Origin of the sequence: Halomonas sp. KX33721, from assembly GCF_001596805.1 — a bacterium.
GTDB lineage: Bacteria > Pseudomonadota > Gammaproteobacteria > Pseudomonadales > Halomonadaceae > Vreelandella > Vreelandella aquamarina.
Genome location: NZ_LVIA01000030.1, coordinates 24488 through 38435, shown reverse-complemented (window position 1 = coordinate 38435; position 13948 = coordinate 24488). Strand labels below are relative to the sequence as shown.

The following is a 13948-nucleotide window of genomic DNA, read 5'->3' as shown; positions in this document are numbered from 1 at the left end:
TTTAGCGGTGTTACAGCCTGAGTGCGGTACTGGCTGAGGTACTATGAGAAATCCAGGCTAGGATGTGACTTATAGCCAAATAGCATCCCAATAGCTGTACTTTCCTATATCTTCGACCAAATTGGCTCTTAGAGGATTGGCAACGATATATCTAGCAGCTGCTTTTAGCGATGCTTCATCTTTAATCATTCGATCGTGAAAGCCATCTTGCCAAAGACGCCTGCCAATATTCAGCGATACGTAAGCCTTATAACGTCTCACAGCCTCAGAAAGGTCGCCATTTAGCTGAAGCAACCAATGGATATGGTCTGGCATAACAACAAAAGCAAAAGTTGTCGCCAGCTCGCTCACGCGAGGGTGGTAAAAGTGCCTGGATGCACAACAGGCAGTATGAAAATTAGTAAAAACCTGCTGACGATGGCGGGTCGTCGCAGTGACTAAGTAGTGAGCATTCGGGATTGATTGCCTCCCTTGGCGAAGCAGATGGCTCCTGTTCATTATATGCTCCCTATAATTTTTAATTAACTTAGCACATGCTGTGTAGCATTTTCTGTAGGAGGGAGCTTCAGCTCGCGATGATGAAGGCACCACTGCTGCGGCAGGCTAAGGGCGGCTGACGCCGCCATCGCCCAATAAATTGGCCTCCCACATCAGGCTCTTCACCCCTCAAGCAGTCAGGTGTGGGAGGGAGCTTCAGCTCGCGACGGTTAGGGCACCAGTGCTGCGGCAGGCTAAGGGCGGCTGACGCCGTCGCCCAATAAATTGGCCTCCCACTTCTTTTGTTAAGGCGCTTCGCTACCCATCATCTCAATGAGGCGTTCTTGGCTGGGGAGGCCTTGGATTCGGTCAATACGCACAGTGCCGCCTTCAGCCTCACGTTGGAAAGCGCTGGTGGGGGTGGCGTAGAGGCCTAGCTCTTCAAAGAGCTGGTTGTTGGCATATACCTGCTCTTCGATATCCCGTGGCTGTGCGCTGGGGGAGAGCTCATCACCTTCACTGTGACGGTGCAGGGCAGCGGAGGGGTCGTCAGCGCCGAGAATGGTAGCGGCTAACGCAGGGCTATTGGGGGCGAGAATACCGACCATAATATGGCGTAGCTGAACCTCACCAGCCTCTACCCAGGGGCGTGTTTGTTGCCACAGCTGACGGCAGTAAGGGCAGTTGGCGTCGGTGAAGGTGTAGATGACGCGTGGGGCATCCGGGTCGCCATCCTGAATCCAGCGGCTCTCTTCAAGCAGCTTCCAGGTTTCGGCCTCTAAGGGTGCCCGTACGTGCTCGTCAAGCTGTGCCTCAGTCATGTCGCTGCCTTCGCTGTCTACCAGCGTGCCAATAATGGCGTGTTCTCCATCAGGTGTTAAATAAATCGCCATATCTTGCCCTTGCACGCTGGCCCCAAAGCCGCGCATTCCGCCCGGCGCATCAAACTGCCCATGGATCGTTAAGCCCTGGTTGGCCAGCGCCTGCACGGGGGCTGGTAGCTCGTCGGCATGGCTGGCTGCCGCTGCGCTACCCAGCGCGGCAAGTAAAGCGAAACGGCCAACATGGGGTAAGAAAACACGTTGCATAGCACTATCCTTATGAAAACGGCTTGGTGTGGGTGCCGCGAGGCAAAATATATTAGCGAATACGCGAAAGGCCATCTTGCAAAGTGGCGCGGGAAAGCTCGCCAAAATGGGTGCTCACGAGCTGTCCATCCGCGTTGTAGTAAAGCGTTGTGGGCATGGCATGGGCTCCGGTGGTTTGACCCAGGGCATTGCTCGGGTCTTGCCATACATTCTTCAAATCAAAGCCGTGTTCGCTCATAAACGCATGAATGTGTTGAAGGCTTTCACCTTGGTTAACGAACACAAAGGTAATGTCCTGCGCTTGTTGCTGGGCCTCTTCAAACACCGGCATTTCACGAATACATGGCGGGCACCAACTTGCCCATAGGTTAACTACCATGGGCTTTTGCTCCTGCTGAGCAAGTTTGGGCAGGGTAATAGGCTCGCCGTTGAGCGTAGCAAGCGGAGTAGTGGGCAGTGGGCGTGCCTGCTGTTCGATCAGTAGCGTACTGCCAGCTGTCAAGCCCCAGGCTAAACCGCCTACCAAAAGCGCCCCGGCAAGCGGTACTCGTTGGCGCGGTGAGCGCCATATTGCCCATCCAGCGTAGCTAAGGCCCGCCACTATACCACCGAGTATATCGAAGCCGCCATCGCGAATATCTAAGCGCGATAGCATGCTGTCATAGTCGCTCCAGTAACGCACAACAAAGACGAGGCGTGCGGCCACCAGCGCCACAAATAGCAGGGTAAATAACGTATCGCTGACCGCCACGCGATGCCGTTGGCCAATAAGCGCACCCGCTAGCAGGGCCAGTAAAAAGGCAAATCCAATCATCAATTGATGCAGACTAAACCCCATGGGGCCAATCGCAACACTTTGCTGCAACATAGTCACTCACGCTTTCACCAGTGGTTTAGCGTAAGTGTGTCAGAACAAGATTATTTAACGATTATCTCTCGTTGCCCTGAGTCGTTATGTCGCAAGCCTTATGCTTCAGCAGCCAGCCAGCGGACGGCATAGGGCGGCAGTGTTTCTTCGTGGTGAGCTGTCAGCGGGTCTAGCGGCTGCCAGTGGTACTGGGTAAGCGCTTGGTTCAGGGCATCGCCTGCGTGAGCGAGATCAAACTTAACATCGGTGACGTTATACAGCGCGAGTAGGCGGCGCCCGTTACGGAGTGGCCCGCGCTCAATGGCTAGCAGCTCGGGTGGCGTTTCTATCACGCGCTGCGGGGCGTTGGGGTGAAAGCAGGGCTCTTGGCGACGCTGCACTAGTAGCCGGTGCAGGGCATGGAAAACGTCATGGGTGGGGGTGGAAGGGCTCTCCAGCAGCAGTGCCAGCTCATCAAGCTGCCAGCGGCGACGGTTAATCGAGCGTAAGCGGCCGCTGCGCTCCACACCTTCGACATCATTTAGCGTGCCGGTGAGCGTATGGATATAGAGTGCGGGTATTCCTTGTAGGCTGAGCATGATCGCTTGGCTGCATAGAAAGCGCGCAATTTGCCACGGGTCTGGCCCGCGGCGGGTGCCGCACATGGCCTCAAACCAGGTAATGTTAATTTCGTAGGGTGTGTCGCTGCCATCAGGGTTGCTGCGCATGCTGACAAAGCCACCAAAACGATGCATCAGTTCCAGCAGTGCGTCGCGTTCATGGTCAGGCAACAGGCCTTCTAACGGCCGTACGCCAATACCGTCGTGGCTCGCGGTGAAGTTTAAGTAGGTGCACTGTTCAGGCAGCACCGGCAAGCTGTTTAACCACGTTTGCAGCGTCGTCGCTTCGCCGCGGGTGAGGGTGTGCAGCAGCAGGGGCGGCAGGGCGAACTGGTACACCATGTGGGCTTCATCGGGCGCGCCTTTCGCTAATCGCTCCAAGCCAAAGTAGCTGATGTTTTCGGCATGGGGCACGTTGGTTTCGGTGATCAGCAGCGTGCCGGGGGCTATTTCATCCACGATGGCGCGAAGTAAGCGCACAACGGTATGGGTTTCCGGCAGGTGAATGCAGGAGGTGCCCAATCGCTTCCACAAAAACGCCACCGCGTCCAAGCGAATAATGCGCACCCCTTGCTGTAGGTAGAACAGCAGAATACCCACGAACTCTAACAACACATCCGGGTTTTCGAAGTTGAGGTCTATTTGGTCTTCCGAGAAAGTCGCCCACACGTGGCGCGTACCCCGGCGCGTAGAGATCGGCACTAGAAGTGGGCTACTGCGCGGGCGGGTGACTTGGGAGACATCGGTATCCGGATCCACTTCGATAAAGTAGTCGCGACCGGGCAGGCTGCCGGTCAGGTAATCCACAAACCAGAGCGACTCTCTGGAGACATGGTTCAGCACTAAATCAGCCATCAAGTCATAGTGGCTGGCTAGCGTTTGGATATGCGCCCACTCGCCCAGCTCGCTATTGACCTCGCGGTAGTGAATCACCGAAAAGCCGTCGTCGCTGCTCCAGGGGAAAAAGGGCAGTACGTGAACCCCGCTAATGGCATCCCCCAGATAGCGCTGTAGAAAAGTATCCAGCACCGCTAAAGGCGGCGTACCTTCATCCAAGATGGAATCACCGTAACAAATGACCCACTGATCTTTTTCGCTCCATGTTGGTGCATCGTGGCCCGCCGTGTTAGCGGGTGGGGAAGCCGTCGAGGCGGTACGAAAATTCGCAAGATGCTGGTCAATACGCCGCTGTACTTCCCCCGCACGGGGGCCATACAGGTGGGTAAGGTAGTGGTGAACGGTCTGCTCGAAAGGGGTCATAAAGGGCGTCCTATAAATCAACCTTCGACAAACGCTGCAGCTTGTGTGCCAAATCGTTACAATACCGTGTTGATACGCGTTGTATAACACAGCTACGCCCTAAGGGCAGCGATAAGGCTGCCGCTGACAATAGGCGATAAAACAGTTTATAAAATGGCGAATAACGGGCAGGGCATGAAGCCTTGTAGCGTTTTTTATTCGTATAGGCTGACACGCTGCACGCACAGCTACTAGTGCGTACTGATAATAGGTTGACTGCCATGCATTGCCCTTTTTGTGGTGCAAATGATACCCGAGTGACAGATTCCAGGCTGGTGGCGGAAGGCGACCAGGTGCGCCGCCGCCGTCAGTGTGCCAACTGCCAAGAGCGTTTTACGACTTATGAAACCGCTGAGCTGATTATGCCGCGGGTCGTAAAATCCGACGGCTCTCGCGAGAGCTTTAATGAGGCGAAACTACGCGACGGTATGCTGCGCGCGCTGGAAAAGCGCCCGGTAAGCGCTGAAGCGATTGAAGTGTCGGTAGAGCGTATTCGCCAGACGCTGCGCGCCCGTGGCGACCGTGAAGTCAACGCGCGTGAGATTGGTGAAGCGGTGATGAAAGCGCTGCGTAGCTTGGATCAAGTGGCCTATATTCGTTTCGCCTCGGTATATCGTAAATTTCAGGATTTAGACGAGTTCCGGGCGGAAATCGACCGCCTCTCCCAAGAGCCCACGGATGAGCCAGAGGGCAGTGGGACACAGCACGGAGCATCGTAATGGGTGAATTCTCCACCGCCGACTATCGCTACATGGCTCGCGCTATCCAGCTAGCCAAACGCGGGCTTTATACCACCGACCCCAACCCCAGGGTGGGGTGTGTGATGGTGCACTTTGATGGCAGCGCGGAAGGCAGCATTGTGGGCGAGGGATACCATGTGCGTGCGGGAGAACCCCATGCAGAAATTCACGCCCTAAAGGCGGCAGGCAGCGCCGCCCAGGGTGCCACCGCTTATGTCACGCTAGAGCCTTGCTCACATACCGGGCGAACAGGGCCCTGCGCGGTGGCGCTGGCGCAAGCGGGTGTTGCGCGCGTGGTGGTGGCGATGGGGGACCCTAATCCCCAGGTCAGCGGTGGCGGTATTGAGTATTTGAAAGCAGCAGGCATTCAGGTGCAGGTAGGCCTGTTGGAAGCAGATGCCCGGGCGCTGAATCCGGGCTTTATTTCCCGTATGGAGCGTCAGCGCCCCTTTGTGCGGCTGAAAATGGCGATGAGCTTGGATGGCCGTACCGCCATGGGGTCGGGGGAGTCCCAGTGGATTACCGGCCCGCAAGCGCGCACCCAAGTGCAGCGGCTGCGCGCCCGCTCAAGCGCTATTCTGAGCGGCGTGGAATCTATCATTATGGATGATTCACGCTTAACGCTGCGTGCCGACCAACTGGCACTGGATAACGCCGCCGAGATCGTGCAGCGCCAGCCGCTAAGAGTGATCTTGGATTCGCGCCTTCGTTTACCGCTTGCCGCGGCCTGCCTACGAGAGCCAGGGCGCACGCTGATTATCACCACCGATCAGCATAGCGAAGAGAAACGGCGTAAACTGGCGGCGGCGGGTGCTGAGATTCAGGTGCTGCCTGCCGAAGGCGGTCGTATTGCGCTGGCTGACATGCTGCGTTGGCTGGCGGATAATGAGCAGGTTAACGAGCTGTTGGTAGAGACCGGCGCAACGCTAGCAGGAGCGTTACTGGAGGCGAATTTAGTCGACGAGCTGCAGCTATTTGTCGCTCCTACGCTATTAGGCGGTGAAGCAAGGCCACTATTTGCACTGCCGGGAATTACCCAGATGGCCGATCAGAAACGCTTGACGATTAAAGAGTCGCGAACCGTTGGGCAAGACTGGTGGATCACCGCCACCCCTCACGCTGACTAGCGCAAGCCGTCATTGCAAGGTACCCTGACGCCCGAAATCGCATACGATGCGACCACATTTTTTGGAGATTCCATGGCGCACTCCTCTTCTGAGGGCTTATCCCCTATCGCTGAGCTGGTGGACGATATTCGCCAGGGCAAAATGGTGATTCTCATGGATGATGAGGATCGCGAGAATGAAGGTGATATCATCATGGCCGCCGAAATGGTGAAGCCTGAGCATATCAACTTCATGGCACGCTACGCGTGCGGCTTGATCTGTATGCCGATGACCCGTGAGCGCTGCGAGCAGCTCAACTTGCCGCTGATGGTACGGGACAACGGCTCAGGCTTTGGCACCAAGTTCACGCTCTCTATTGAGGCAACCGAAGGCGTCACGACCGGTATTTCAGCGGCTGACCGCGCGCGCACTGTGCAGGCAGCCGTTGCACCGAATGCCAAGCCTTCGGACATCGTTCAGCCAGGGCACATTTTCCCGCTGATGGCCGAGCCGGGCGGCGTGCTTCGCCGTGCCGGTCATACGGAGGCGGCCTGTGATTTGGCAGCGCTGGCAGGCTTTGATCCCAGCGGTGTGATTTGTGAAATTATGAACGATGACGGCAGTATGGCGCGTCGTCCGGAACTGGAAGTGTTTGCGAAGACGCATGGTATTAAGATGGGCACCATTGCCGATCTGATCCACTACCGTATTGTGAACGAGCAAACGGTGGACCATATAGAAACCTCTCAGGTGTCGACCGTTCACGGCAAGCTTGCGCTACATGTGTTCCGTGATCGTATTCAAGGTGCGCACCATTTGGCGCTGGTAAAAGGGCAGCCGACGCCGGAGCAGGCCACCACCGTACGTGTGCACCTTGCCGATACGCTGCGCGACGTGATGGGCTTAATGAAGGGTGAGCAGTGTCGGTGGGATGCCAACCGCGCTATTCATGAAATTGCCCAAGCCCAGGCCGGTGTGTTTGTACTGATTGATGATGGGCGTCCTAATCAAGATTTGAAAGACCAGCTAGATATCTTTCTGGATCGCGTACGCCAGCCGCGTACCAACGACTCAGACGGTTCTGGCAACTACTTAACGATTGGTACTGGCTCGCAGATTCTGCGCCACTTAGGCGTTGGTAAAATGCGGCTACTCAGCTCTCCGTGGAAATTCTCAGCGCTCTCTGGGTTTGGTCTTGAAGTAGTCGAGCGCCTGGGGCCCAATGACACGGCGTATGAGCCAACTTTTCAGCAGGAATAAATTGATGCAACCCCTTTCGCAAATTGAAGGCACTTTTGTAGACGTTGATGGACGCTATGTCATCGTGGTGGGCCGCTTTAATCACCACGTGGTCGATAGCTTGGTGGAAGGTGCCGTCGATAGCCTGACACGCCACGGTGTGGATGTGGAAAATATCCATATCGTTCATGTGCCGGGCGCGTGGGAACTGCCCCTGGCCGTGAAGCGTGTACTCAATGTGATGAAGCCGGATGCGGTGATTGCCCTCGGTGCGGTCATTCGTGGCGGCACGCCACATTTTGAGTACGTGGCGGGTGGCTGCAACACGGCTATTAACCATCTCCAACTTGAGTTTGATACGCCCGTAGCCAATGGCGTATTAACCGTTGAGTCTATTGAGCAAGCCATTGAGCGTGCAGGCACCAAAGCCGGTAATAAAGGCACCGAAGCGGCGATGGCCGCGATGGAAATGGTGTCTCTACTGCGCGCGTTGCCGGTAGGAGACTCTCAATGAGCGAGCGTCGTGAGCGCAAGCCCTCTGCGGCACAGCAGGGGCGTCACGCCGCAAGGGAGTTAGCGGTACAGGGGCTTTACCAGTGGCAGATGACCGGTAAGTCCATTACCACGATTGAAGCTGAGTTTCGTAGCCAAGTGGCTGACGATGACTTAGAAGATCATGAGAACTGGGTAAAGGTCATGGAAATCGCGGACAAAGCGCTGTTCCATGAGCTACTGCATAACACGGTGCGTTTCAAAACCGAGCTGGACCGTGAAATTGCCCCATTGCTTGATCGCCGTTTGGAAGATTTGGACGCGGTGGAGCTGGCGATTCTTCGTCTCGGCGCTTACGAGCTTTCCCGGCGAATGGAAGTGCCTTACCGCGTAGTGATTAACGAAGGCGTTGAGCTGGCAAAATCATTTGGCGCCACCGACGGCCATAAATACGTGAATGGCATTCTCGATAAGCTGGCAAACCGCTTACGAAGTGCCGAAGTCAGCGCCCGCCGCTTGTAAGCGGGCCGCCTGATCAAGCGTTTAAGGGGCCTTTGTGCTTGCCGAATTCGATCTGATTCGACGTTACTTTATGTCGCCGCAGGAGGCACAAGCGACAGATGGCGTTGCCCTAGGATGCGGCGATGACGCCACTCTATTGGTACCCCAGGCGGGGCAGCAGCTGGCGGTGAGTGTTGATACATCCGTCGTCGATGTACACTTTCCCCACGATGCCCCCGCCTATGCGATAGGACACCGGGGGTTAGCCGTGGCACTCAGCGACTTAGCCGCGATGGGAGCTCAGTCGCGCTGGTGCTTGATGGCTATCACCTTGGATCAGCGCGCCTTTAAAGATGACACTGCCGCTGAGCAGTGGCTTGCCGATTATGCCAGCGGTTTTCACACGCTTTGCCAGCAGCACGCGACGACACTCGCTGGAGGCGATGTTACCTCTGGCGCGCTCAGCATTAGCGTCACCGTGATGGGCGAAGTGCCTACTGGCACGGCTATAACGCGTTCGGGCGCGCAGGTGGGCGATGTGGTGGCCGTGACCGGTGCATTAGGTGGCGGTGCTGGCGGGCTAGCGTTGTGGCAACAGGGTGAACGCGACCTGAAACACCCGTTGCTACAGCGCTATCTCTTGCCTCAGCCCCGGCTAAAGGCCGGCATTGCGCTACGCGGATTGGCCACAGCGGCGATGGATATCTCCGATGGCCTGCTAGCGGATCTGGCGCATCTGCGGGAAGCGTCCCAGGTAGGTGTCGCTTTGCAGCCCGACTCGCTACCCCTAGCCGAAGGATTAGCCGAAGTGCTGGGCAGCGAAGCGGCCTTAACCGCAGCGCTATCTGGCGGTGATGACTACGAACTGCTGGTGACACTACCTCCCTCCAAGGTTGCTCAAGCGCAAATGCAGCTGGCCGAGTTAGGCCTTTCGCTTAGCATTATTGGCCGCTGCACCGAAGCGCTTGGGGTGACGGGAGTGCCTGTAGAAGGGGCGACTGGCTGGCAGCATTTTCGTGGGGGTGCCCAATGAACCGAGCACCGGCGAGCGTCTGGCGGCGCCCCACCCACTTTTTTGCTTTTGGCCTAGGCAGTGGCACGGTGCCTTGGGCACCGGGCACCTTTGGTACTCTGGCTGCGATTCCTTTCTACTGGATGATGGCCGACCTGACGCTAGGCTGGTACCTAGGCATTGTGCTGGCAGCCTTTGTGGTTGGCGTATGGCTGTGCGATAAAACGTCTCATGACCTGGGGGTGCATGATCACTCAGGGATCGTATGGGATGAGTTTGTTGGTTACTGGATTACCATGGCAGCGGTTCCTTTCTCCTGGGAGGCAGCGCTGTGGGGGTTTGTGGTATTTCGCATCTTCGATGTCTTTAAGCCATGGCCCATTCGCTGGGCTGACCGCCGAGTAGCCGGTGGCTTTGGCATTATGATTGATGATGTGATGGCAGGGGTCTACGCCTGGAGTACTATGCACCTTTGGTTTTGGCTGCATTAAGTTAAGCCTGCGCATCAACTGCTATGCTTACTGTGTTGCACGCCTACTGCTTGTATGGAGCGAAGCCTTCTTGGCGAGGCTATTCAAGGAGATAGCATGCGCAAGGAACGTTTGATCGTGCCTATCCTCGCGGCCGTGGCCGTGATCTGGATGGTCGCGCAACTGCTATCCAGCGTTCTTTTTGAACGTAGCCTACGCCAAGCGCTGGAAGATCTGGAGGCGCGGGGCGAGTGGCGTGTCAGTCGAATTGAGAACCACCAGGGGTGGCTAACCTCCCGTGGAGGGCTGGTTCTTTCTCCTCTTTTAGGTCGGCCTTGGCGTTTGGAACTGACCTACCGGGCCCGTCATGGTGTGCTCAGCACGGATGTTGAAGGCACCCTATTGCCGCGCTTGGATAGTGTATTGCAGAAAGCGGTGGGTGAGGTCTCGGCGCCTTCGGTGCCACGCTGGCAAGGCCGCTACCAAACGTTGAGTGGGCACACCGAACTGCGTCTGGCCCTGGCGCCCTTTGTGATTCAGCAGAGCGGGCGTGAGCTGGCGGTTCGTGGTGCTCGCGTTCGGCTAGAGGGGCTGTTTGGTGACTGGCGTTTGCGCGGGTTGCTGGAACAGCTCACGCTGACCGATGGCCTTGCCCAACTCACGCTGGGGCCAACCCAGCTAGAAAGCCGTTATACCTATATTGAAGATGCCTACCATTTTGCTCAGCGCGACCATCTGCATATTGAAAGTTTAGCGCTGCGCTATCCCGCTTACGATATTCATGTCACACCCTTAGATGTGCATAGCCATATGGAGCTGGATGAGAGTGAGCTGCGCTTGAAGGGCGAGCTGATTATTGGCGATGTGCGTGTGCCTAGCGAAGCACCTGATACCTCGCTGTTAAGCGGCCGTATAGAAGCGGAGCTTTCCCGGCTAAACGGAGATGCAGTGCGGGCAACCATTCGTCGGCTGCGTCAGGAGGCTGCTTGGGGCGATGCTAGCCTGCCTATGGCAGAAGGCTTATTGTCACGCTTAGAGCCAAATTTGCTCCAGGTACTCAGTAATTCTCCGCGCTTAGATGTTACCACTATTGATATTGATAGCCCGTTGCTTGGCTTGCAGGTGGATGCCGAGGGGGCTCTGTTTTTTGATGCGCGCCGCCTGGATGAGTTAAGTATCACGGCTCTTGGTAAATCCGATGAACGTGCTCGCTGGCTAGAGCGCATCGACGGCGATTTTATTTGGCATGATGCCCCAACGGTTGCCGCCCTTTGGTTGGGCTTGCCTTTAGGCACGCGGGATCTGCAGTTTGATGTCGTTCGTGGAGTATGGCGTGTGAATGGCCGCCCTATGCCGACGCTTTGGCCATGAATGCTTTCATAACCATTGGCTAAATTGCCTTGAGGGTTGAAGTTTTCCCTGTGTGCCCACATTCCTTTAGCAATGCTGAGTGGCCCAAGCCACTAGTGACTGTTGATGGGAGGGCGCATGAGCGACCAGGATTACGATCGAGAACACGAACATCAAGACTGGCTTACTGAGAGTGAGTCGCACGATTCTCAAGAAGATAACCCCAAAAGCAACGGTTACCGCTCTGATGGGGAGCGGGTAAATTTGCTAGTGCCTGCCAGTGAGATGCTGCCCGAGCGCATCTACCTGCTACCGATTCATAACCGTCCTTTCTTTCCTGCCCAGGTTCAGCCGCTGGTCATTAACCGCGAGCGCTGGGAAGAGACCATGCGCCGGGTCAATAACACGCCACACCACACTATCGGCGTTGCGTTTGTTGGGGAGCATGGCGTTGAGTCGCTGGATCATGAAGTCTTCCCCGAGATTGGCACCGCAGTGAAGGTGCATAAGCTCAAAGGCGAAGGTCAACAGATTCAGTTCATTGCTCAGGGGTTGCAGCGTTTTAAAATTCAGCGCTGGCTCTCCAAAGAGCCGCCTTACTTGGTGGAAGTGACTTACCCGAAAGAGCCGGTCAATGCCGAAGATGAAGAGACCCGTGCCTATGCCATGGCGATCATCAACGGCATTAAAGAGCTGCTGCCCATTAACCCGCTCTACGGGGAGGAGCTAAAACACTACCTTAACCGTTTTAGCCCCCATCAGCCCGGCCCGCTGACCGACTTCGCTGCGGCGATTACCTCGGCCAAAGGTCCAGAGCTTCAGGATGTACTGGCCACGCTGCCTGTTGCTGAACGCATGCACAAAGTGCTGCCGCTGCTGCGCAAAGAGATCGATGTTGCCCAGTTGCAAAGCGAAATCAGCGAGCAGGTCAATGCCCAGATGCAGGAGCGTCAGCGGGAATTTTTCCTACGCGAACAGCTAAAGGTGATTCAGCGTGAGCTGGGCATCTCTAAAGATGACCGCGAAAACGACGTGGATACTTTCCGAAACCGGCTGGAATCCTTGGTGGTGCCAGAGCGGGTTCAGGCACGTATCGATGAGGAGCTCAATAAACTCAGCGTGCTGGAAACGGGCTCGCCGGAGTATGGCACTACCCGCAACTATCTGGACTGGTTAACCTCGCTGCCTTGGGGAGTAACCAGCCAGGATAAGCTGGATCTTGCCCATGCTCGAGAAGTCCTCGACCGCGACCACGATGGCCTAAAAGACGTGAAAGAGCGGATAGTCGAGTTCCTTGCCGAGGGCACCTTTAAAGGCGATGTAGGCGGCTCGATTGTGCTGCTGGTTGGCCCGCCAGGGGTCGGTAAAACCTCCATTGGCCGCTCCATTGCCGAAGCGCTGGGACGTAAGTTTTATCGTTTCTCGGTGGGCGGTATGCGGGATGAGGCTGAAATCAAAGGCCATCGACGCACCTATGTAGGCGCAATGCCCGGTAAGCTCGTTCAGGCGTTCAAAGAGGTTGAGGTAGAAAACCCGGTCATCATGCTGGATGAAATTGATAAGCTGGGTCAATCTTTCCAGGGTGACCCCGCCTCGGCGCTGCTGGAAGTGCTTGACCCCGAGCAGAACGTTGACTTCCTCGACCACTATCTCGACGTGCGGATGGATCTTTCCAAGGTGCTCTTCGTGTGCACCGCTAACACGCTGGATAGCATCCCCGGGCCGTTGCTCGACCGTATGGAGCAGATTCGCCTGTCGGGCTATATCGCTGAAGAGAAGCTGCAGATCGCCAAGCATCACCTCTGGCCCAAGCTGCTTAAGCGCGACAACTTGTCGAAGAGGCGCATTAACTTGAGCGATGCGGCGCTGAAGCAGGTGATTGACGGCTATGCCCGTGAAGCAGGCGTACGTCAGTTAGAAAAACAGCTGCACCGCATTGTGCGCAAAGCCGCGGTGAAACTGCTGGAAGAAGATGTTGAAACCGTCAAGGTCTCGGTCAAGAACCTGGAAGAGTTCCTGGGCGCACCGCTTTTCCGTAAAGAGAAAGTCCTGAAAGGCGAAGGGGTCGTCACAGGGCTTGCTTGGACCTCGATGGGTGGCGCTACCTTGCCCATTGAGGCAGGCAAAGTCCACTCGTTAGATCGCGGCTTCAAGCTAACCGGCAAGCTGGGCGATGTGATGAAAGAGTCGGCCAATATTGCCTACAGCTACACCTTGGGGCATTTGGCGGAGTACGGTGCGGATGCAGATTTCTTTGACTCTGCCTTTGTTCACCTCCACGTGCCTGAAGGAGCCACGCCGAAGGATGGCCCCTCTGCCGGGGTAACCATGACCACCGCGCTACTGTCGTTGGCTAAACATCAAGCCATCACTCGCCCGTTGGCGATGACCGGTGAGTTAACCCTCACCGGCCAGGTGCTACCGGTAGGCGGTATCCGCGAAAAAGTGATTGCCGCACGGCGCAGCGATATCTTTGAGGTCATCTTGCCTGAGGCAAATCGCCGTGATTACGAGGAGCTACCGGATTACCTAAAAGAGGGGATGGCGGTGCACTTTGCTAATCGCTACCGGGATGTTGCTAATGTGGTCTTCAAGTAGCTGGCCAGCATGATGGGCTTACACAAGCAATAAAATCATTAAAAGCGCCGCTCTGAAGAGAGCGGCGCTTTTTTTACATCTGTTTACTGGTTAAGTGCCCCGCTAATTC

13 protein-coding genes are annotated in these 13948 nt (G+C 56.2%); 9 read left to right on the top strand and 4 right to left on the bottom strand.

Annotated elements, in window-relative coordinates:
• Positions 1-69 precede the first annotated feature (69 nt).
• From A3220_RS11825 to A3220_RS11810, 4 genes are all read right to left on the bottom strand, one after another.
• Positions 70-498: a transposase gene (locus A3220_RS11825; RefSeq protein WP_058577277.1), complete on the bottom strand. Its 429-nt coding sequence runs from the start codon at positions 496-498 to the stop codon at positions 70-72.
• A 284-nt stretch (positions 499-782) separates the two neighbouring features.
• Complete coding sequence (gene dsbG, locus A3220_RS11820) at positions 783-1565, bottom strand: thiol:disulfide interchange protein DsbG (protein WP_044630386.1); 783 nt, start codon at positions 1563-1565, stop codon at positions 783-785.
• Between the two features lie 52 nt (positions 1566-1617).
• Positions 1618-2433 carry a TlpA disulfide reductase family protein gene (locus A3220_RS11815; protein ID WP_044630385.1) on the bottom strand — a complete coding sequence of 272 codons (816 nt, stop codon included), beginning with the start codon at positions 2431-2433 and terminating at the stop codon, positions 1618-1620.
• A 98-nt stretch (positions 2434-2531) separates the two neighbouring features.
• Complete coding sequence (locus tag A3220_RS11810) at positions 2532-4292, bottom strand: sugar phosphorylase (protein WP_062375007.1); 1761 nt, start codon at positions 4290-4292, stop codon at positions 2532-2534.
• Positions 4293-4552: 260 nt separating this feature from the next.
• Here A3220_RS11810 and nrdR point away from each other — a divergent pair, with 260 nt between their 5' ends.
• From nrdR to lon, 9 genes are all read left to right on the top strand, one after another.
• Positions 4553-5050 (top strand): transcriptional regulator NrdR, encoded by a 498-nt coding sequence (nrdR, locus tag A3220_RS11805; RefSeq protein WP_044630383.1) that lies wholly within the window; start codon positions 4553-4555, stop codon positions 5048-5050.
• The gene (gene ribD / locus A3220_RS11800; RefSeq protein WP_058578376.1) at positions 5050-6198 is read left to right on the top strand and encodes a bifunctional diaminohydroxyphosphoribosylaminopyrimidine deaminase/5-amino-6-(5-phosphoribosylamino)uracil reductase RibD; all 1149 of its coding nucleotides are present in this window, start codon (positions 5050-5052) and stop codon (positions 6196-6198) included. Before nrdR ends, ribD begins: the two co-directional genes overlap by 1 nt.
• Positions 6199-6270: 72 nt before the next feature.
• Positions 6271-7437, top strand: a complete 1167-nt coding sequence (gene ribBA, locus A3220_RS11795; protein ID WP_058578375.1) for a bifunctional 3,4-dihydroxy-2-butanone-4-phosphate synthase/GTP cyclohydrolase II — start codon at positions 6271-6273, stop codon at positions 7435-7437.
• 4 nt (positions 7438-7441) lie between these two features.
• Complete coding sequence (gene ribE, locus A3220_RS11790) at positions 7442-7930, top strand: 6,7-dimethyl-8-ribityllumazine synthase (protein ID WP_044630380.1); 489 nt, start codon at positions 7442-7444, stop codon at positions 7928-7930.
• Positions 7927-8430: a transcription antitermination factor NusB gene (nusB, locus tag A3220_RS11785; protein WP_044630379.1), complete on the top strand. Its 504-nt coding sequence runs from the start codon at positions 7927-7929 to the stop codon at positions 8428-8430. Before ribE ends, nusB begins: the two co-directional genes overlap by 4 nt.
• A 34-nt stretch (positions 8431-8464) precedes the next feature.
• Positions 8465-9442 (top strand): thiamine-phosphate kinase, encoded by a 978-nt coding sequence (thiL, locus tag A3220_RS11780; RefSeq protein WP_062375006.1) that lies wholly within the window; start codon positions 8465-8467, stop codon positions 9440-9442.
• A complete protein-coding gene (locus tag A3220_RS11775) occupies positions 9439-9912 on the top strand; it encodes a phosphatidylglycerophosphatase A (RefSeq protein ID WP_044630377.1) in 474 nt (157 codons plus the stop codon). The genes thiL and A3220_RS11775 overlap by 4 nt, the downstream gene beginning before the upstream one ends.
• A gap of 96 nt (positions 9913-10008) precedes the next feature.
• Positions 10009-11262, top strand: coding sequence for a DUF945 family protein (locus A3220_RS11770; protein ID WP_062375004.1), 1254 nt, complete (start codon positions 10009-10011; stop codon positions 11260-11262).
• A 117-nt stretch (positions 11263-11379) separates the two neighbouring features.
• Entirely contained in the window at positions 11380-13839 is a 2460-nt protein-coding gene (lon, locus tag A3220_RS11765; protein ID WP_062375002.1) for an endopeptidase La, read from the top strand.
• Positions 13840-13948 lie beyond the last annotated feature (109 nt).